This is a genomic window from Streptosporangium sp. NPDC002607 (assembly GCF_053592655.1).
The window spans coordinates 18,298-35,562 of sequence record NZ_JBSFWD010000032.1; the positions used below are offsets into that span (position 1 = coordinate 18,298).

General features: G+C 70.1%; 18 protein-coding genes and 2 pseudogenes. 11 read left to right on the forward strand and 9 right to left on the reverse strand.

The annotated features are described in order from the left end of the window. Nucleotides 1-93: 93 nt before the first annotated feature. Nucleotides 94-1,626 (reverse strand): MDR family MFS transporter, encoded by a 1,533-nt coding sequence (locus ACWD3H_RS30395; RefSeq protein ID WP_451957432.1) that lies wholly within the window; start codon nucleotides 1,624-1,626, stop codon nucleotides 94-96. 154 nt (nucleotides 1,627-1,780) lie between these two features. On the opposite strand from ACWD3H_RS30395, the gene ACWD3H_RS30400 reads away from it, so the two are divergent. The 4 genes from ACWD3H_RS30400 to ACWD3H_RS30415 all read left to right on the forward strand — a co-directional run bounded on the left by ACWD3H_RS30400 (nucleotide 1,781) and on the right by ACWD3H_RS30415 (nucleotide 3,937). Next, entirely contained in the window at nucleotides 1,781-2,332 is a 552-nt protein-coding gene (locus ACWD3H_RS30400) for a TetR/AcrR family transcriptional regulator (protein ID WP_350927566.1), read from the forward strand. Further along, nucleotides 2,329-2,646, forward strand: a complete 318-nt coding sequence (locus ACWD3H_RS30405) for a DUF4031 domain-containing protein (RefSeq protein WP_350963965.1) — start codon at nucleotides 2,329-2,331, stop codon at nucleotides 2,644-2,646. The genes ACWD3H_RS30400 and ACWD3H_RS30405 overlap by 4 nt, the downstream gene beginning before the upstream one ends. Nucleotides 2,647-2,677: 31 nt before the next feature. Further along, the gene (locus ACWD3H_RS30410) at nucleotides 2,678-3,223 is read left to right on the forward strand and encodes a type 1 glutamine amidotransferase domain-containing protein (protein ID WP_350963962.1); all 546 of its coding nucleotides are present in this window, start codon (nucleotides 2,678-2,680) and stop codon (nucleotides 3,221-3,223) included. A gap of 186 nt (nucleotides 3,224-3,409) precedes the next feature. Beyond that, nucleotides 3,410-3,937, forward strand: coding sequence for an ATP-binding protein (locus ACWD3H_RS30415; protein ID WP_451957433.1), 528 nt, complete (start codon nucleotides 3,410-3,412; stop codon nucleotides 3,935-3,937). Here ACWD3H_RS30415 and ACWD3H_RS30420 read toward each other — a convergent pair. Genes ACWD3H_RS30420 through ACWD3H_RS30430 form a run of 3 tightly spaced genes read right to left on the reverse strand, consistent with a single transcriptional unit; the run spans nucleotide 3,824 to nucleotide 6,531 of the window. Further along, a complete protein-coding gene (locus ACWD3H_RS30420) occupies nucleotides 3,824-5,260 on the reverse strand; it encodes a WS/DGAT/MGAT family O-acyltransferase (RefSeq protein ID WP_451957434.1) in 1,437 nt (478 codons plus the stop codon). The two genes, ACWD3H_RS30415 and ACWD3H_RS30420, sit on opposite strands and share 114 nt — an antisense overlap. A 3-nt stretch (nucleotides 5,261-5,263) precedes the next feature. Continuing rightward, the gene (locus ACWD3H_RS30425) at nucleotides 5,264-5,422 is read right to left on the reverse strand and encodes a hypothetical protein (RefSeq protein WP_355551853.1); all 159 of its coding nucleotides are present in this window, start codon (nucleotides 5,420-5,422) and stop codon (nucleotides 5,264-5,266) included. A 29-nt stretch (nucleotides 5,423-5,451) separates the two neighbouring features. After that, a complete protein-coding gene (locus ACWD3H_RS30430) occupies nucleotides 5,452-6,531 on the reverse strand; it encodes a PucR family transcriptional regulator (RefSeq protein ID WP_355551850.1) in 1,080 nt (359 codons plus the stop codon). Between the two features lie 139 nt (nucleotides 6,532-6,670). On the opposite strand from ACWD3H_RS30430, the gene ACWD3H_RS30435 reads away from it, so the two are divergent. Further along, nucleotides 6,671-7,978: an aminotransferase class I/II-fold pyridoxal phosphate-dependent enzyme gene (locus ACWD3H_RS30435; protein ID WP_451957435.1), complete on the forward strand. Its 1,308-nt coding sequence runs from the start codon at nucleotides 6,671-6,673 to the stop codon at nucleotides 7,976-7,978. Nucleotides 7,979-8,110: 132 nt separating this feature from the next. On the opposite strand, the pseudogene ACWD3H_RS30440 reads toward ACWD3H_RS30435, so the two are convergent. Together ACWD3H_RS30440 and ACWD3H_RS30445 are read right to left on the reverse strand one after the other, a co-directional pair. Beyond that, nucleotides 8,111-8,347 (reverse strand): annotated as a pseudogene (locus ACWD3H_RS30440) (oxidoreductase); the annotation flags it as partial. A 52-nt stretch (nucleotides 8,348-8,399) separates the two neighbouring features. Continuing rightward, nucleotides 8,400-8,564, reverse strand: a pseudogene (locus ACWD3H_RS30445) (helix-turn-helix domain-containing protein); the annotation flags it as partial. A gap of 326 nt (nucleotides 8,565-8,890) precedes the next feature. Here ACWD3H_RS30445 and ACWD3H_RS30450 point away from each other — a divergent pair. Then, nucleotides 8,891-9,109, forward strand: coding sequence for a DUF2277 domain-containing protein (locus ACWD3H_RS30450; RefSeq protein WP_350927548.1), 219 nt, complete (start codon nucleotides 8,891-8,893; stop codon nucleotides 9,107-9,109). 72 nt (nucleotides 9,110-9,181) lie between these two features. Here ACWD3H_RS30450 and ACWD3H_RS30455 read toward each other — a convergent pair whose 3' ends face one another. Beyond that, nucleotides 9,182-9,352, reverse strand: a complete 171-nt coding sequence (locus ACWD3H_RS30455) for a hypothetical protein (protein ID WP_169750237.1) — start codon at nucleotides 9,350-9,352, stop codon at nucleotides 9,182-9,184. 210 nt (nucleotides 9,353-9,562) lie between these two features. After that, a complete protein-coding gene (locus tag ACWD3H_RS30460) occupies nucleotides 9,563-11,527 on the reverse strand; it encodes a Xaa-Pro dipeptidyl-peptidase (RefSeq protein ID WP_451957436.1) in 1,965 nt (654 codons plus the stop codon). A gap of 337 nt (nucleotides 11,528-11,864) precedes the next feature. Between ACWD3H_RS30460 and ACWD3H_RS30465 the strand changes: the two genes are divergently transcribed. From ACWD3H_RS30465 to ACWD3H_RS30475, 3 genes are all read left to right on the forward strand, one after another. Beyond that, a complete protein-coding gene (locus tag ACWD3H_RS30465) occupies nucleotides 11,865-12,512 on the forward strand; it encodes a pyridoxamine 5'-phosphate oxidase family protein (protein WP_355551835.1) in 648 nt (215 codons plus the stop codon). Between the two features lie 118 nt (nucleotides 12,513-12,630). Beyond that, nucleotides 12,631-13,281 carry a nucleotidyltransferase domain-containing protein gene (locus ACWD3H_RS30470; RefSeq protein WP_451957437.1) on the forward strand — a complete coding sequence of 217 codons (651 nt, stop codon included), beginning with the start codon at nucleotides 12,631-12,633 and terminating at the stop codon, nucleotides 13,279-13,281. Then, a complete protein-coding gene (locus ACWD3H_RS30475; RefSeq protein WP_451957438.1) occupies nucleotides 13,278-14,042 on the forward strand; it encodes a nucleotidyltransferase domain-containing protein in 765 nt (254 codons plus the stop codon). The genes ACWD3H_RS30470 and ACWD3H_RS30475 overlap by 4 nt, the downstream gene beginning before the upstream one ends. A 61-nt stretch (nucleotides 14,043-14,103) precedes the next feature. Here ACWD3H_RS30475 and ACWD3H_RS30480 read toward each other — a convergent pair whose 3' ends face one another. Beyond that, on the reverse strand, nucleotides 14,104-15,273 hold the full coding sequence (locus ACWD3H_RS30480; protein ID WP_451957439.1) for an MBL fold metallo-hydrolase: 1,170 nt from the start codon (nucleotides 15,271-15,273) through the stop codon (nucleotides 14,104-14,106). Nucleotides 15,274-15,592: 319 nt separating this feature from the next. Here ACWD3H_RS30480 and ACWD3H_RS30485 point away from each other — a divergent pair, with 319 nt between their 5' ends. After that, entirely contained in the window at nucleotides 15,593-16,285 is a 693-nt protein-coding gene (locus ACWD3H_RS30485; RefSeq protein WP_451957440.1) for an endonuclease V, read from the forward strand. 1 nt (nucleotide 16,286) lies between these two features. Beyond that, nucleotides 16,287-17,252: an ankyrin repeat domain-containing protein gene (locus ACWD3H_RS30490; RefSeq protein ID WP_451957441.1), complete on the forward strand. Its 966-nt coding sequence runs from the start codon at nucleotides 16,287-16,289 to the stop codon at nucleotides 17,250-17,252. Nucleotides 17,253-17,265 lie beyond the last annotated feature (13 nt).

Here is a 17,265-nt window from a genome sequence, read left to right on the forward strand (position 1 = left end):
GGATCGGTTGTTGACGCCCGCCACGCTGTGGTTCCAGCGAAGGACGGGTTGACCTCGCGACCGAAGCCGGGGGTCCGCACCCAAGATCCCTGATCAGTCGAGCACCGGCACCTGGGCCTCGGCCTCCTTGGCGCTCTCGGTGCCGCCGCGCAGCGGGACCTCCTTGATGAAGGCCGCCAGCAGCGGAACCAGGACGGCGAACAGGATCGCCCACCAGAAGACGCCGGAGATGGAGTCGGCCAGCGACTCCAGGAAGCCGATCCGTACTCCCGAGGGCAGCTCGTGCAGGGCTGCCGGGTTGAACTGGGCGCCGCCGGAGGCGAGCTGCTCGCCCGCGGCGCCCAGCTTGCTCTCCAGGTTGGAGGTGAGGCGGTTGTTGAAGATCGCGCCGAACAGCGAGACGCCGAACGAGCCGCCGATGGAGCGGAAGAAGGTCGAGGCACTGCTGGCGACACCGAGGTCCTTCTGCTCGACGCTGTTCTGGGCGATCAGCATGGTGGTCTGCATCAGGAAGCCCATGCCGAGGCCGAGCACCGCGATGAACACGCCGGTCTGCCAGGCGGGTGTGTGGACGTCCATCAGGGAGAGCAGCCACATGCCGATCGCCATGATCGCGCCGCCGAGGACCGGGTAGATCTTGTACTTGCCCGTCTGGGTGATGGCGCGGCCGACGAAGAGCGAGACCACCATGGAGGCGGCCATCATCGGGAGCAGCAGCAGGCCGGAGTTGGTGGCCGTGGCCCCCTGGACCGTCTGCTGGAACAGCGGCAGGAAGTTGATGGCACCGAACATGGCGAAGCCGAGCAGGAAGCCCACACCCGAGATCAGGCTGAAGTTGCGGTCGCGGAAGACGTTGAGCGGCATGATGGGCTCGGCGGCGCGGCGCTCCACCGGGATGAACAGCGCCAGCGTGACGACGGCGAGGGCCACCAGACCGAGGATCTGCGGTGAGTTCCACCCGTAGTCGTTGCCGCCCCAGGTGGTGATGAGGACCAGCGCGGTGATGCCGACCGAGAGCAGGGCGGCACCGAGCCAGTCGATGCGGTGCTCGGTGCGGTACCTGGGCAGCTTCAGCTTGATCGCCAGCAGGGCCAGCGCGACGAACCCGATGGGCAGGTTCACGTAGAAGGCCCAGCGCCAGTCGAGGTGGTCGGTGATGAATCCGCCGACGAGCGGGCCGGCGATCATGGCCAGTGACATCACGGCGGCCATGATGCCCTGGTACTGGCCGCGCTCGCGGGGCGGGACGAGATCGCCGATGATGGCCATGGCGTTGACCATCAGGCCGCCCGCGCCGAGGCCCTGGAACGCGCGGAACGCGATGAGCTGCATCATCCCGTCGGACGGGCCGCCGAGCATCTCCGAGCCCGCCATGCCGCAGAGCACGGAGCCGATCATGAAGATGACGATGGAGGCGAGGAAGATGTTCTTCCTGCCGTACAGGTCACCGATCTTGCCCCAGATGGGGGTCGAGACGGTGGCGCCGAGCACGTAGGCGGTCACCACCCAGGACAGGTGCGTCAGCCCGCCGAGCTCGCCGACGATGCGGGGCATGGCGGTGCCGACGATCATGTTGTCGAGCATGGCCAGCACCATCGCGAGCATCAGGCCCGGTAGCACTACCATGACCTCACGGCGCCGCGCCGGTAAGGCCGCGGTCTCCTTCACTTCGCCCCCTAGAAGAGATCTTGCTTACTTGCCGACCGGTTAGTGTCGGATATGCTGGAAATGTAGGCCGCTTACTTGCCGGCCGTCAAGCTGATTTCTCGGTAAGGGAACCATGAGGGAACACGCCGATACCCGGACGCGCATTCAGGACGTCGCCCTGACTCTTTTCGTCGAGCAGGGCTACGAGGCCACCTCGCTCCGCGAGATAGCCGAGGCCCTCGGCGTGACCAAGGCGGCTCTCTACTACCACTTCAAAAACAAGGACGACATCGTCGCCAGCCTGGCCGAGGACCGGGTGCGCGCGGTCGAGGAGCTGATCGCCTGGGCCTCGTCCCAGCCGCGCACCGAGGAGACGCGCCGCGAACTGCTCCGCCGTTACTCCGACGACCTGCACCGGGGCCGGCACCACGAGATCATGCGGTTCTTCGAGCGCAACCAGACCTCGCTCAAGAACCATCCGACGATGGAGAAGACCCGCCATCGGATGCTGGACCTGCTCACCTTCCTCGTCGAGCCGGACGATCCCACCGCCACCCGGCTGAAAAACTCGATGGCCCTGTTCGCGCTGCACGCCGCGTGGATCATCCTCAGGGACGAGACGATCTCCGACGAGGAGCGTCGGGCCGCCGCCCTGGAGGTCGCGCTCGACCTCGCCCGGCGGTGAGCGTGCTCATCGACCCGCCCAACTGGCCGGGTCCACACGCTCTGTTCTGGTCGCACCTGGTCAGCGACAGCTCGACCGGGGAGCTGCACGCCTTCGCGGAGCTGCTGGGCGTGCCGCCCCAGGCGTTCGACCGCGACCACTACGACGTTCCCGAGACCTTCTACGAGCGGGCCGTCGCGCTGGGCGCGGAGGCCGTCTCCTCGCGCGAGCTCATCACCCGGCTCATCGGCTCCGGCCTCCGCCGTCGCAAGGTTCGTCCTGGAATCAGTAGCTCTCGCATAGATTCCGGAACCCCGGGCATGACGCCCCCCTGAAGACATCACCGCACGTCACAAAGGGGATGACATGCCGAACGCCAAGACGATCGCCTTCCTCGTGGCCCCGGAGGGCATCGAGCAGGTCGAGCTCACCGAGCCGTGGAACGCTGTCAAGCGGGCTGGGGCCACCCCAAGGCTCATCTCCACCGAGCGGGGTCAGGTCCAGGCGTTCAACCACCTCGACAGGGCCGACCGGTTCCCCGTGGACGCGACGGTCGAGGAGGTCTCCGCCGCCGACTTCGACGGGCTGGTGCTGCCGGGCGGCGTCGCCAATCCCGACCTGCTGCGTACCGTGCCCGAGGCGGTCGGCTTCGCGAAGGGCTTCTTCGACGCGGGCAAGCCCGTCGCGGCCATCTGCCACGCGCCCTGGACGCTGATCGAGGCGGACGTGGTACGCGGGCGCAAGGTCACGTCCTGGCCGAGCCTCGCGACCGACCTGCGCAACGCCGGCGCGAACTGGGAGGACCACGAGGTGGTGATCTGCACCTCGGGCCCGAACACGCTGATCACCAGCCGCAGGCCCGACGACCTCAAGGCCTTCTGCCAGGCCGCGATCGACGCGTTCTCGGGCTGAGGCGAAGAGTCGCAGGACGGCCGGTCCGCCTGAGGCGGACCGGCCGTCCTGCCGCCATGCCACATTTTTTCATTCACCGAACTTTGCCGCGCCTTTCCGATATCCGGAGTCACGATCAACCATCTCCGGTTAGGACGGAGCGTGCCGGGCAAGCCTTTAGGTGACCGGCTGCGAAAGGAGGACACCGTGGAGGCCACTATCGCGTTGCGTCTGCCGCGTGACGCCGCCAGCGTTCCCGTGATCAGGCAACTTCTCGACGCCTCGCTCCGCGCCCTTGGCGTGGTGTCCCAGATCCGCGAGGACATCCAGCTCATGCTCTCGGAGGCGTGTTCCAACGCCGTCAAGCACGCCACCCCCAGTGACGACTACATGGTCAGCACCGAGCTGTCCAGGGACCGTTGCGTGATCAAGGTGGTGGACGCCGGCGACGGCTTCGACTTCTCGGGCCCCGCCTTCCCCGCCCCCACCTCCGAACACGGCCGGGGCCTGCTGATCATGCGCGCCCTGGCCGACGACATCCGTTTCGTCAACAGGCACGAGCGGGGCTCGATCGTCTGCCTGGAGAAGACCCTGCGCTTCGTCAAGGGCGCGCCCGGCCTGTCACTGCTGCTCAGCGAGGAGCTTCAGTTCCAGCAGGGCGTCCCTGAGATAGTCGGTGACGGCCCAGACATCGGGAACCATCTCACGGCAGGCGATCAGGCCGACGTCAAGTGAGCCGTCGTAGGAGAAGACCGTGATGTTGAGGCCGCCACTGGCGTCGGTCACCACCGAGACGGGGTAGTACGACAGCAGCCGGGCACCGCTCACATAGAGGGGGAGTTGCGGGCCGGGCACGTTGGAGATCATCACGTTGATCGGGCCCGCGCTGTCAGCGAAGAGGTTGAAAGCCGCCCGGGAGGCCAGGCCGGTCAGCGCGGAGGGCATTATGTCGCTGAGCTCCTGAATCCAGCTGACCGGTGCCAGCGACGAGCGATCCTTGATCAGCCGCATCGCGTCACGTACCGCAAGCAGCCGTTCCAGTGGGTCGGCCACCTGCGTCGCCAGTGTGGTGATCATGATGGTGACCTGGTTGCCCACGCGCCGGTCACCGGGGACGCGGAGCGAGAACGGCACCCCCGCGACGAGAGGCTGCTCGGGCAGCGCGTCGTGCTTGATCAGCCACTGGCGCAACGCCCCGGCGCACAGGGCCATCACCACGTCGTTCACCGTGACGCCGAGGGCGTTCTTGACCAGCTTGACGTCCTCCAGCGGCAGGGCGGCGTAGGCGAACCTGCGGTGCGCGCTGATCCTGCCACTGAAGGGGGTACGTGGGACGGTCATCCGCGGCATGTCGGGTACCTCCGCGGTACCCGACAGGCGGTTGGCCAGTTGCCGGGTGAGCCGCGAGACCAGCCCGGCCCCGGGCACCTGGGAGATCAGGGGGATCTCGTCCAGATGCGGGACGGCGTTGATCAGGAACCGTACCGTGTTGGCCGGGTTGACCACCGCCTTGACGATCCCCCTGGTGACCATCTCCCGCGTGTCGATCCGCTCCTCGGGCTCGGCCGCGGGCGCCATCTCGACCTCGGCGGGCTCGGGGGAGGTGTCCAGCAGGCTGGCCAGCACGTCGGCGCCGGTGACGCCGTCGACCGCGGCGTGGTGGACCTTCGTGTAGAGGGCCGTACGGTCACCGGCCAGACCGTGGATCAGATACATCTCCCAGAGCGGCCGCCGCCGGTCGAGGCAGCGGGCGTGCAGCCTGGCCACCTGCTCACCCAGCTGCTCGTCGCTGCCCGGGCCGGGCAGCGCGATCTCGCGCACGTGGTAGTCGAGGTCGATCCTGGAGTCCTCGGTCCAGTACGGATGGTCCAGGCCGAACGGGACGGAGACGAGTCGCATGCGGAAGGGCGCGGCCAGGTGGAGCCGCCGGGCCAGCAGCGACACCAGGTCGCTCCGCGACAGCCTGCCCGACAGGATCGCGAGCCCTCCGATGTTCGCGACGTTCGTCGGGGTCTCGAAATTCAGGAACTGCGTGTCCACCGCGCTGAGCTGCCGCATCGTCTACCTCCGGGAAGTCGTTCCTCCATCCTGCTCCCGTGGTGTCGTCAGAGCCAACGCCGCGAGTGCGACGAGGACGACCACCGACACGATGACCAACGACAGCGGGATGAGCATGAGCACGATGACGACGGTCATGATCTCGCTGATCAACTGCGGCATCGCAGAGCTGTGCCCGGATTGTCCGGCCGTTACACCGCATTCCAGCGACCGAGCTTCAGCGCGAGATGAAGTTCTAACCTGTGGGTTCCGTTCTTGAGGTTGCGGGCGGCCAGCTGCTCGATTCTGGTGAGGCGGTAATAGAGGCTGGTGCGGTGCAGGTGGAGCAGCCGGGCGGTCTCCTGGGCGTCTCCCCCGCTGTCCAGGTAGGTCTCCAGGGTGACCAGGAGTGCCGGATGCTCCCGCAGAGCGTCAAGCGGACCGCCGAGCGTGCCGGGAGTACCGGGAGTACCGGCGACCGGCTCGGCGAGCAGCCGGTAGACGCCCAGGTCCGGCCAGTGGGCGACCGGCCGCAGCGCCGGTTCCGCCGCCGCCGCCCTGGCCGCGGTGAGCGCCTCCTCATGTGCCCGTACGGCTGACTCAAGCCCCGGGTGCGGTGCGCTGACCCCGGCGCCCGTGCGGGCCCGCGCGGCCAGCCGCTCCCCCAGCGCCGTCGCGTCCTCGCCACGGTTGAGCAGCAGCACGGCGTGCCGGTCCAGGATCGTGAAGGCCGGCGGCCGGCGCGTCCTGGCCAGCTCCGCGCCGACCGCCTCACGCAGGGAGGCCGGGTCGCCCCGCAGCGCCAGGACGCGCAGCGGCCCCTCCCCGAGCACACCGGCCGCACGCCGCACACCGATCTCGCCGGTGAGCAGGAGACTCAGGGTGTGGGAGCTGCCGCCGTCGTCGAGCAGGGCCGCGATCGCGGCGGCGTCGCGCACGGCCCTGCCCTGCTCCTGCGGGTTCAACGGACCCGGGCCCTCGATGATCCACAGGTAGCCGACCCGGCGGTCCTGGTGGAGCAGGGGCACGCAGAGCCGGGCCGCCATGCCCAGCGAGGGATTCTCCGGAACCCTGACCGGCTCTCGGGTCGAGGCCACCCCGTGCTTCTCCTGCCAGGCCCCCACCGCCGCGGGAACCGACCGTGACAGAATGGCGCGGGCCCTGACCTGGTCGACCTCCCCGTGATGGGCGCTGTGCGCGACGACCCGACCCTCCAGGTCGTCGACGGACATACCCCTGCCCACGCTCGCGGCCAGCGCCTCCAGCAGATCCTGAACATCATCCGCGATCACGTTCTAATCCTACAGATGTAGGAAGGATCTCCGCTGGCGGAACGATGACTCCCCCCGGCACTGGCCGTAGCGTCACAGTATTCGTTTTGGAGGGGTCCACCTCGTGAGAGCCGCCTGACAGCCCTGTGAAAGGAGCTTCGTGCAGGAGCGCAGCCGTGTCGCCCCGTGGGCACCGCCCCGGGCACAGCCGCGCCTGGCCGAGCTCGAGGCCGAGGTGTCGGGGCTGAGCCTGGAGGCGGTGACCAGGCTGGTCGACGCGGTGCTGGCCGAGCACCGCGGCCGCCTCGACGAGGACGGTGTGGTCCTGTACGCGGGCACCAACACGATGAGCGAGCGCGCCAGGGCCGCCCATGAGATCTCCCTGGGCTGCCGGCCTTCGATGGGCTGGCCGGGGGACAAACGCCAGACCGGCCTGGAGGAGCTGGACGTGCTGGAGGTGCTGGTCCCGCTCCAGATCGCGGCGCTGATGGGCGGTGAGTTCGCCGAGGTGCGGCTGCAGAGCGCCACACTGGCCAACCTCGCCTGCTACAGCGCGTTCGCCGGCCCCGGCGACACGATCGCGGTGCTGCCTCGGGCCGCCGGGGGCCACACCAGCCACCACGCCCAGGGCGCCGCCGGGATCCGTGGCCTGCGGGTCGTCGACCTGCCCTACGACGCCGGACGGCTCGACGTCGACCACGCGGCCCTCCCGGCGTTCCTGCGCGAGAGGCGGCCCGCGCTGGTGGTGCTCGGGGCGAGCCTGATGCTGTTCCCCCACGACGTGGCGCGGGTGCGGACGGCGTGCGACGAGGTGGGCGCCCTGCTGCTCTATGATGCCTCGCACGTGGCGGGACTGATCGCGGGCGGCCGGTTCCAGCGACCGCTGGACGAGGGCGCGCACCTGATGACCATGTCCACCTACAAGTCCTTCGGCGGGCCACCTGGCGCGGCCGTCGTGACCCGCGACGAGGATCTCGCCCGACAGGTGGCGGCGGCGGCCTACCCCGGCCTGACCGCGAACTACGACGCCTCCCGCCTGGCCCCGCTGGCCGTCGTCGCCGCGGAGCACGCCGAGGGCGGTTCCGGGTACGCCGACCGCTGCATCGCCAACGCCGGGGCGCTGGCCGCCGCGCTGGACCGCGAGGGCTTCACCGTGATCGCCGCCCATCGGGGCTGGACCGTCTCGCACCATGTGGCGGTGGACGCGGGCGCGTTCGGCGGCGGGGACGAGGCCGCCCGGCTGCTGGCCGAGGGGGGCGTCTACCTCAGCGGCATCGGCCTGCCCGGCCGGCCTGCCGAGGAGCCCAGGCGGGGCCTGCGGATCGGCACCCAGGAGGTGACCCGCCGCGGCTTCGGCCCGGAGACCATGGGCGAGGTCGCGGCCCTGATGCGCCGCCTGCTCATCGACGGCCAGACCCCCGCGAAGGTCCGCCAGGACGCACTGGCCCTGCGCCGCGCCATCCCATGATCCCGGACCGGCCCGCTCGACCCCCGGGGGTGCGCCCCCTGGCGGGCCGGTCCGCTGAATCCTTCCCCGACCGTCTCCACCCGCGCGTCCCTTCCTTCGGGAGAGACCCGCGAGGTGAAGGCGGGCGGAGCCTCAGACCGCGCGATGGTACTGGTCGGGCCAGCGGCCTTCGGCTGCGCCGAGCTCGCGGGCGGCGTGGTTCGGCCAGTACGGGTTGCGGAGCAGCTCGCGGCCGAGCATGACGGCGTCGGCCTGACCGGAGGCGATGATCTCCTCAGCCTGCCGGGGCCGGGTGATCTCTCCGACCGCGCTCACCGGCAGGTCGGTCTCGGCCTTCACCTTCGCCGCGAACGGCACCTGGTATCCGGGGAAGGCGAGGAGACCCCTGCCCGGCGATCGAACCGGGGATCACCAAGTCGACCACATAGGAGACACGGCGCCCTTCAAGGGTGTGAGCGCGGCTCCGCTCTTGCAACGCCTTGTTGTAGACCAGGCGGACGCAGCCGAATGTCCGGGCAAGTTCCGCGGCGTGCTCGGGGGTCGGGTAGAAGCGGAACTTGAAGGCCCGCTTCGCTGTCTGCGCCATGCCTCAAATCCTGCACGCTCGGTTAGGCCTCGCGCAGGTGTTCGACTCCCAAACCTGCGGCCCCAGGCTGTGTTTCCTCCCCGCCCTGAAGGACGGGGTCTCCACGCTGGAGGTATTTGATGAACGCGCTGCGCCGCCACGACCTCGACACGCTCTTTCCCGGACTCCTCGACGCCGTGCTGACCGCCGACGCGGTCCAGCGGGAGCGTGACGGTCTGCCGGCGACCTGACTCGGCCCGGCTCAGCCCGGCCCGGTGACGGTGCGGCCCGCGGCCGGGATGGCCGGGCGGGGCCGGGAGAACCACGGGACGGAGTACCGTCCTGTCATGTGCCGCAGCATCAAGACCCTCCGTGAGCCCTACGCCAGCGACGTGACCGACGACGACGTACGAGCCGCCGCGCTCCAGTACGTCCGCAAGGTGTCGGGTTTCCGCTCCCCCTCGGCGCGCAACGCCGAGGCCTTCGAAAGGGCCGTGGACGCGGTGACCGCCGCGACCCGGGCCCTGCTCGACGAGCTCCAGCTGAAGCAGGTGTCCCAGGACTGACCGGAGACGTCTGCCCGCCCACCGGCGACACGGGGGTGCCGGTGGGCGGCCGCCGGGCTTACCGGGCGTCGGTCAGTCGCGCACGTTCGAGGAGCGGAAGAGCCTGCTCGCGAACATGACCACCACGCCCACCAGGCCGATGATCAGAGCCCACTTGAGGAGCGTGAACAGGAAGCCCAGAACCGAGCCCAGCAAGATGAAGGCGATCACCACGGCCGCCACGATCAGAAGAATTCGTCCCATGCCCTCAACGCTAGGCCCTGGCCGGGCCCGGCGGCAGACCCGCGAGCCGATGTCAGGGACAGGCCAGGGTTATCCCTCAGACGGGCCCCGGCCCCGTCCCCACCCGGGACACTCGATGGACACGACGGCCCGCCAGGAGCGACGGCTCCCCCGATCCGGTGAGCAGGTACGCCGGGAACGTGCCCGCTCATCCGGATCGAGGTCGTGACCCTAGAGGGCGGAGCGGCCGCCGACGAGGGGAAGGGTGACCGAGCTGGCGCGGGGGTCGACCGAGACGGCGGTGCCCGGGGGCAGGCGCAGCGTGAAGTCGCGGTCCGTGGAGATGAGCACGACGCCGATCCGGTGACCGGCCTTGACGACGTAGTCGCCGGGCTGGAGGTCGAAGCGGAAGTCGTAGAAGCGGTCCTCGCGCAGCAGTTCGGTCCTGGCCGCGGAGTCGCGGTTACGGACGTCCAGCCAGCCCCTTGTGATGATCTTGTAGGGGGCGGTCACCGTGACGTGCTCGGCCAGCCGGGCGCAACCGGTGTCGCCGGGCACGCCCTGGCCGTAGCAGACCTGGGTGGCACCGTAGGCGACGTCGCCGTAGGCGCGGGCGTCGGTGCCGTAGTCGACGAGCAGCGCCGTCAGGTATGGCGAGCGCCCGCCCTTGAACGCGGCCCGCACCGAGACCTCCGGGGTGCCGGACAGGCGCGCGTCGCGGGCCAGCGGACTCGACAGGTAGGCCAGGCGGTTGGGGTCGGTGCTCTCGGTGTTCTCGACGAGCTGCTCGGCACCGCGGGTGCTCTGGTCGACGAAGGACTCGACGACGGCGCGGCCTCGGGGGCGGTCGGCGCCCAGGGTGCCGTTGCGGCCGTCCTGCCCGGCGGCCAGCTGGAGCCGTACGTCGCGGGTGCCCGGCAGCGGCCACGAGGCGTGCTGCGCCCACTGCCCCGGCCCCGACTCCACGTCCGCCTGCGGCTCGTCCATGATGCCGTTGCGCAGGCCGTACAGGTGGAAGTCGAACCAGCGGTGGAGCTGGCGCAGCCACTCGGCGTTGCGCCCGGCGAAGGAGAACGGGTTGAAGTGCGCGCCCTGGTGGAGCCAGATCTTGCGGGGCACGTTCCGCTTCGCGAGGGCGTCCCACCACTGGACGGCCTGCTTGGTCTTGACGTTCCAGTCGTTGAGACCGTGCACCAGGAAGACCGCCGCGCGGACCTTGCGCACGTCGTTGAGGTAGTTGCGCCGGTCCCAGAAGTCGGAGTAGTCGCCGGTGACCCGGTCCTGGTCCTTCTCTATCCGGTCCATCAGCGCGCCGCAGGCCTGCTGGGCGTTCTGACGGGTCAGCACGTAGCGGGCGAGCACGTCGGCGTCCTCACCCTGGTAGCCGCCGGGGGCCAGCACCCCGCCGTTGGCCCGGTAGTAGTCGTACCAGGAGGAGATGGCCGCGATCGGCACGATCGCCTTGAGGCCCTTGACCCCGGTCGCGGCGACGGCGTTGGGCAGCGTGCCGTTGTAGGAGACGCCGATCATGCCGACGTTCCCGGTGGACCAGCCGGCTTTGACCTCGTTGCCGGCCGCGTCGAATCCGCGGGCGCGGCCGTTGAGCCAGTCGATCGCGGCCTTGGGACCCGCGGTCTCGTTGTCCAGGCCGGTGGTGGGACAGCCGGTCGCCCGGCCCGAGCCGAGGTTCTCCACCAGCGCGATCGCGTAGCCGCGCGGCACGAAGTAGTTGTCGTAGTAGCCGCGGAAGGGCGGAGCGACCGCGCGGGTCACGTCGGAGCCGTCGCCGAACATCTCGTCGTGCAGATCGTTGAACTTGTTGCGCCGGTACTCCATGCCCGCGGGGTCGGAGCCGTCGAGGTCGACGACGTGGTTGGGCACGTCGTTGCCGCCCGCGTAGTAGGGGCTGGCCTCCATGATGACCGGGACCTTCATCCCGGAGTCGGTCTCCTTGGGCCGCATGATGTCGACGGCGACCCGGTCGGGGAGCCCGTCGGCGTCACTGTCGACCCCGGCGACCTCGACGAACACGGTCTCGGTCAGCGCGTCGGCGCGCGAGTAGACCGGCTGGGTCTCACCGTTCTCTATCAGGGGGGCCACGGATCGGGCGGCCACCGCGGGTGACGCGGCGGCCGGCAGGACACCGGCCGGCAGGATGACCGCCAGCGCGACGATGATCGTCTTCCATCTGTTCATCGAGGAAAGCTCCCAGAGGGTCGCATAAACCTGACAACTCCGGTCAATCTCCTGCGAAGCAATCTTGACCTGCAAGATCAAAGATATAACGAATAGGCGGCTATCTCGCGTTAAGCGAGAGTTCCGGGGTGTATTCGGGGGAATCGGCCGCCGCCGGGCCTCTCACGTCCCACTCCCGGCCGCCCGCGGGACGCCGTGCGCCCTTCGGATGGGAGGTGTAAAGCAACCCGGTCGCCGCGCCTGGACTCTCCCCCTCCCCGCCTGCGGAACCCCCACGCGCGCATCGGGCGGGAAGGGGGCCGTTGAGGCAAGGATCAAGGAAGGTTAGCCTTACTTCATGCCTTCCCTCGATACCGGTGAGACCGGCCCGATCGTCACGGTCAACTCGGAAGAAGAACTCCGCCGGATCGTCGGCGAGGTCGGCGAGGTCGTCCTGCGCAAGGACATCGGCCACCTCGACGAGCACGCCCGGGACTTCATCGCCACCTCGCCCTTCCTGCTGCTGGCGACCTCGGGATCCGACGGCACCTGCGACGTCTCCCCGCGCGGCGAGGAACCCGGCGGCGTGCTGGTCCTCGACGACCACACGCTGGTGATCCCCGAGCGGCCCGGCAACCGCCGGCTCGACAGCCTGCGCAACATCGTCACCAACCCGCAGGTCGGCCTGTTGTTCGTGGTGCCGGGCACCGAGGAGACCCTGCGCGTCAACGGGCGGGCGCGGGTGGTCAGCCAGGCCCCGTACATGGAAGGCCTGCGGGTGAAGGGGAAGGTTCCCACACTGGCGGTCAGCGTCGAGGTGCGGGAGTGCTTCTTCCACTGCGCCAAGGCCTTCCGGCGCTCGGCGCTCTGGCAGCCGGAGCGGTGGCCGGACCGCGGGGCGCGGCCCACGCTAGGCCGGATCTTCAAGGAGCAGCTGGACCTGGAGTGGTCGGCCAAGCTCATCGACGACGACCTGAGCATCGACGCCCGCGAGAACCTGTACTGACGGCGCGCACCGACCACCGGATCCGTTCGGGAGGCGCTCACGCACGCTCCACGCGCGGTGGATGAGTGTCCGGGAAAACCCGTACCGATGCCGGGCACGGGGCTGGCAGGCTGTGCGGATGGAGGTACGGTACGTCCCGGATCACTCGGTGCTGTCGGTGGTGGTCGGCTCGCGGGCATACGGGCTGGAGAGCGAGGACTCCGACATCGACAGGCGCGGGGTCTTCGTGGCACCGACCCGGCTGTTCTGGCGGCTGGCCAAGCCGCCCACGCATGTCGAGGGGCCGCTGCCCGAGCAGTTCTCGTGGGAGGTCGAGCGGTTCTGCGCGCTCGCGTTGGAGGCCAACCCGACGGTGCTGGAATGCCTGTGGTCGCCGATCGTCGAGCACGCCACCGCCGCAGGCGAGGAACTGCTCTCCATCCGGGGCGCCTTCGTCTCCGGGCGGGCCGGACAGACCTTCGTCGGATACGCCAACGCCCAGTTCCGCCGGCTGGATCCCGAGCGCCCCAGATGGAAGCAGGCCATGCACATGGTCCGCCTGCTGCTCAGCGGTCTGCACCTGGTCCGCCACGGCGAGCCCCTGGTCCGAATGGACGCCCACCGCGACCGGCTGCTCGCCGTACGGCGGGGAGAGCTCTCCTGGGATGAGGTCAACCGCTGGCGCTCCGAGCTGACCGCGAGGTTCGACGGCACGGGCACGCTGCCCGCCGAACCCGACCGGCGGCGCGTGGAGGAATATCTGGCGAGTACGAGAGAGGCGGCGCTGTGACTGTGCCCCTGCCGTCCTGGCTGGCCGAGATTCCCGCCGGGCAGGCGCATCCGACCGCTTTCGCCACGATCAGCGGGGCGCACCTGTACGGTTTCCCTTCCGCCGACTCCGATGTCGACCTGCGCGGCGTTCACCTGCTGCCGCTGGAGGAGGTGGTCGGCCTGCGGACGGGGAGTGAGACCCTAACCCGCTCCTGGGTGCGCGACGGTGTCGAGGTGGACCTGGTCACCCACGACCTGGCCAAGTTCTGCCGCCTGCTGCTGCGCCGCAACGGCTATGTGCTGGAGCAGTTGCTCTCCCCGCTGGTGGTGGCCACCTCGCCGGTCCATCGGGAGATGATCGCCGCCGCCCCCGGCTGCGTCACCCGCCACCACGCCCACCACTATCTGGGATTCGCCCGCACCCAGTGGCGGCTGTTCGAGCGCTCCGGCGAGCTCAAGCCGCTGCTCTACACCTTCCGTGTGCTGCTCACCGGCGTCCATCTGATGCGCACCGGAGAGCTGGAGGCCGACCTCACCCGGCTCTCCGGCGGGCCGTCGTATCTCGGTGACCTGATCGCCGCCAAGCGCTCCGCCGAGCACGGCCCGCTGCCGACGGATGCGCCGGAACCGGAACGACTGGCGGACGACGTCACCCGGCTGACCGGGGAACTGGAGGAGGCGCGGGACGCCTCCCGCCTTCCCGACATCGCGCCGTCGGCGGACGCGGTGCACGATCTCGTCGTCCGCACTCGCCTGTCAACGAGAACCGCGATGGCCTGAACCTCCGTCGCGGCCGTCAGGCGCACCCGGCCGCCGGAGCAGCGGTGGGTGAGCTCGTCGCTCAGAGTCTCGGGGAGGGAGGAAGCGGCACCGGTCGCGGCCGGCGGCCCGTCTCGCCGCCGCGCAGCAGTTCCCACCAGCTCTCCAGCAGCGGGACGTCGGCGGTGTCGACGCGCTCGCCAGGGCGGGGGACGGCGAGGCGGACGTCACGGGCCTTGGCCTCGCGCCAGAGGCGGTCGACCGGTTCGGCCCAGGGGTGCGTGGCCAGGGTGAAGGTCGCCCAGTGGACCGGGAGGAGCAGCCTGCCGCCCAGGTCGAGGTGGGCGTTGACCGCCTCCTCCGGGTTCATGTGGATGTCGGGCCAGGCGGCGTTGTAGGCGCCGATCGGCATGAGCGTGAGGTCGAACGGGCCGTGCGCGGCGCCGATCCCGGCGTAGCCGTCGAAGTACCCGGAGTCGCCGGCGTAGAAGACCTTCCTCTCCCGGCCGGCGATGACCCAGGAGCCCCACAGGGTGACGTTGCGGTTGAGGGTGCGACCGGAGAAGTGACGGGCGGCGGTCGCGACGAACCGCAGGCCCGCGACGCTCGCCTCCTCGTCCCAGTCGAGCTCGACGATCCGCGAGGCGGGCACGCCCCAGCGCTCCAGGTGGGCGCCGATCCCCAGCGGCACCAGGAACGGCGCGGTCTGCAGCGTGAGCAGGCCGCGTACCGTCGCACGGTCGAGGTGGTCGTAGTGATCGTGCGAGATCACGATCGCGTCGAGCGGCGGGAGGCCTGCCAGCGGCCCCGGCAGCGGGTGCAGGCGCCGCGGGCCGACCAGCTGGGAGGGCGAGGCACGCCTGCTCCACACCGGGTCGACGAGCACGCGGCGGCCCTCGATCTCCAGCAGCGCGGTGGCGTGACCGTACCAGATGACGCTCAGCCCGGTCGGGGACGGCCCGCCCACCGGTGCGGTCACCACCGGGACCGGCGTGGCCGGGCGGCGCTCCTCGCGGTTGTGCAGCATGTTCCAGGCGATCTCCCGCGCGCTCTGCGGCGAGGGTACGAAGACGCCGGGCGTGGAGTTGCGAAAGAGGCCGTCGTGGAACTGCGGCGAGCGGCGCATCCGCTCCAGCCGCTCCCCCCTGGCCCTGCCCCCGAGTTCCGCGGGGATGTCCTTCAACGCCCACCCGGCGGCGGCCAGTGCCAGCCCGCCCATGAGGAGACGCCCGATCGATCTGCTGCCCGCCATGCGGCCCACGCTCCTGAAGTCGCCAGTGCCTGCAGAACGATCTCGGCTCCACGGCTGTTCCCGTCGCCTTGGGCGGGACCCGCCCAGCGTCGCGACGAACGGGGACCGGAAGGCGTCATGAGGAACGATCCCGGCTCCGCCGCCGCTCCCGTCACACCATGGGCAGGACCCGCCCGGCAGCATGAGAACCCCTGACCGGAGGGCACCGCTGGGAGCTGGACGCCGCGCGGCGACTGCACCGGTCACCAAAGAAGACGAACAGTCCCAAAATATAACGTCATACTGTAAAAGTAGCGATCATGTAGTTATGAAGGTACAAATGCCGCGCACTGTCATGGAGGCCGAGGCCATCCAGGACGAGCTCAGAGCACTGCTCGACCTGACCGGTCCCGGTCCCCGCAGTCCGGCCAGGGTCGCGGGAGTGGACGTCGCCTACGACAGGGACCGGCTGGCGGCGGCGGTGACCGTGCTGGACGGGACGACGCTGGAGATCGTCGAAGAGGTCGCCGTCAGCGGGAGGGTGGCCTTCGACTACGTCCCCGGGCTGCTCGCCTTCCGGGAGGTTCCCGCCCTGCTGGACGCCCTTGAGCGGCTCTCCGTGACCCCCGACCTGGTCGTCTGCGACGGATACGGCCTGGCGCACCCGCGCCGCTTCGGTCTGGCCTGCCACCTCGGCGTGCTCACCGGACTGCCCACGATCGGGGTCGGCAAGACCGCCTTCGTCGGCACCTATCCCACGCCCGCGCCCGAGCGGGGCTCGTGGGCCGACCTGACGCTGGACGGCGACGTCGTCGGCCGCGTGCTGCGCACCCGGCACGGGGTCAAGCCCGTCTTCGTCTCCGTGGGGCACCGCGTCGACCTCGCCACGGCCTGCCACAACGTGCTGAACCTGACACCCCGCTACCGCCTTCCCGAGACGACCCGCGCCGCCGACCGGCTCTCCCGCGAGGCACTGATCGAAAACTGTCGTCCGGACCTGGTTGAATCCGCTCAATACCACGAAATGGGATGAAGTGAGCGACAACGAGTGGGCCGAGGACGTCGACGCGTGGTGTGACACCAACCTGGCGCGGATCCGCCGGCGACTGGCGAGCGGGTTCGATCCCGGGCAGTGGCTACCGTGGCTGCGCACGACGCCCCTGCACCGGGCCGCCCAGGAGGGTGCCGTCCAGGTGATAGAGCTGCTGCTGGCCTCGGGCGCGGAGGTCGACCCCGTCGACGCCGACGGCGCCACCCCGCTCTGGGAGGCCGTGCGCCACGGCTGGGACGACGCCGTGCGGGCCCTGCTCGCCGCGGGCGCGGACCCCTGGCGGCCGTGCATCGCAGGCCGCTCCCCCGGCTCCCAGGCGCTCTTCACCGAACTGGCCGACCTGTTCGCCCAGCTGCCTGGGGCTCCCACCGTCAGCCCCAGGCTCCGCGAACTCCAGGACACCGTCGACGCGATGATGTTCTCGTACGAGGACTACAACGAGGGACTGTGCGTCGCCTTCGTCGGCGAGGTGACCGAGGAGGAGGTCATCCGCCGCCTGGGCGCCGTACCGGAGTCGTGCCCGCCGCTTTCGACCGGCGAGCTGTGGAGCGCCGAGCACGCCTCCCCCGTGGAGGTCCTGCGGGTGGCCAGCCCGCCGGGGGGTGGGGTGGTGCTCTTCCAGTCCGACGGCATCCTGCCGGTGCACGACGGGGTCGGCCGTGCCGTCACCTCGGGCGGCGGGGTGCTGGCCGGGGCCTTCCCGTTCGCCAGCGCGTCCGTCGACATCTGGCGGGACGGGCTCTCCGCCGGACGGCCCTCGGTGCACGAGCAGCTCTCCGACAGCAGCATGGTCGAACTGTGGATGTGCCGTTTCGGCGACTGCGGCGCCCACCCCTCCACCGCGACCGAGCGCACCCTGGGCCTGATGACGCTGCTGACCTCCACCTACATCACCGAGGAGTGGCTGTGGAGCGCTCCGATGAGACTGGTCCCTGTCACACTGCGGTGAAATGGGTAGAGTC

Bases quoted from the DNA above. Each gene is read 5' to 3' on its own strand.
- ACWD3H_RS30395 (WP_451957432.1), bottom strand. From the start codon at position 1,626: ATGGTAGTGCTACCGGGCCTGATGCTCGCGATGGTGCTGGCCATGCTC.
- ACWD3H_RS30460 (WP_451957436.1), bottom strand. From the start codon at position 11,527: ATGAACAGATGGAAGACGATCATCGTCGCGCTGGCGGTCATCCTGCCG.
- ACWD3H_RS30485 (WP_451957440.1), top strand. From the start codon at position 15,593: ATGCCGCGCACTGTCATGGAGGCCGAGGCCATCCAGGACGAGCTCAGA.
- ACWD3H_RS30410 (WP_350963962.1), top strand. From the start codon at position 2,678: ATGCCGAACGCCAAGACGATCGCCTTCCTCGTGGCCCCGGAGGGCATC.
- ACWD3H_RS30455 (WP_169750237.1), bottom strand. From the start codon at position 9,352: ATGGGACGAATTCTTCTGATCGTGGCGGCCGTGGTGATCGCCTTCATC.
- ACWD3H_RS30425 (WP_355551853.1), bottom strand. From the start codon at position 5,422: ATGCCGCAGTTGATCAGCGAGATCATGACCGTCGTCATCGTGCTCATG.
- ACWD3H_RS30465 (WP_355551835.1), top strand. From the start codon at position 11,865: ATGCCTTCCCTCGATACCGGTGAGACCGGCCCGATCGTCACGGTCAAC.
- ACWD3H_RS30400 (WP_350927566.1), top strand. From the start codon at position 1,781: ATGAGGGAACACGCCGATACCCGGACGCGCATTCAGGACGTCGCCCTG.
- ACWD3H_RS30470 (WP_451957437.1), top strand. From the start codon at position 12,631: ATGGAGGTACGGTACGTCCCGGATCACTCGGTGCTGTCGGTGGTGGTC.
- ACWD3H_RS30450 (WP_350927548.1), top strand. From the start codon at position 8,891: ATGTGCCGCAGCATCAAGACCCTCCGTGAGCCCTACGCCAGCGACGTG.
- ACWD3H_RS30420 (WP_451957434.1), bottom strand. From the start codon at position 5,260: ATGCGGCAGCTCAGCGCGGTGGACACGCAGTTCCTGAATTTCGAGACC.
- ACWD3H_RS30480 (WP_451957439.1), bottom strand. From the start codon at position 15,273: ATGGCGGGCAGCAGATCGATCGGGCGTCTCCTCATGGGCGGGCTGGCA.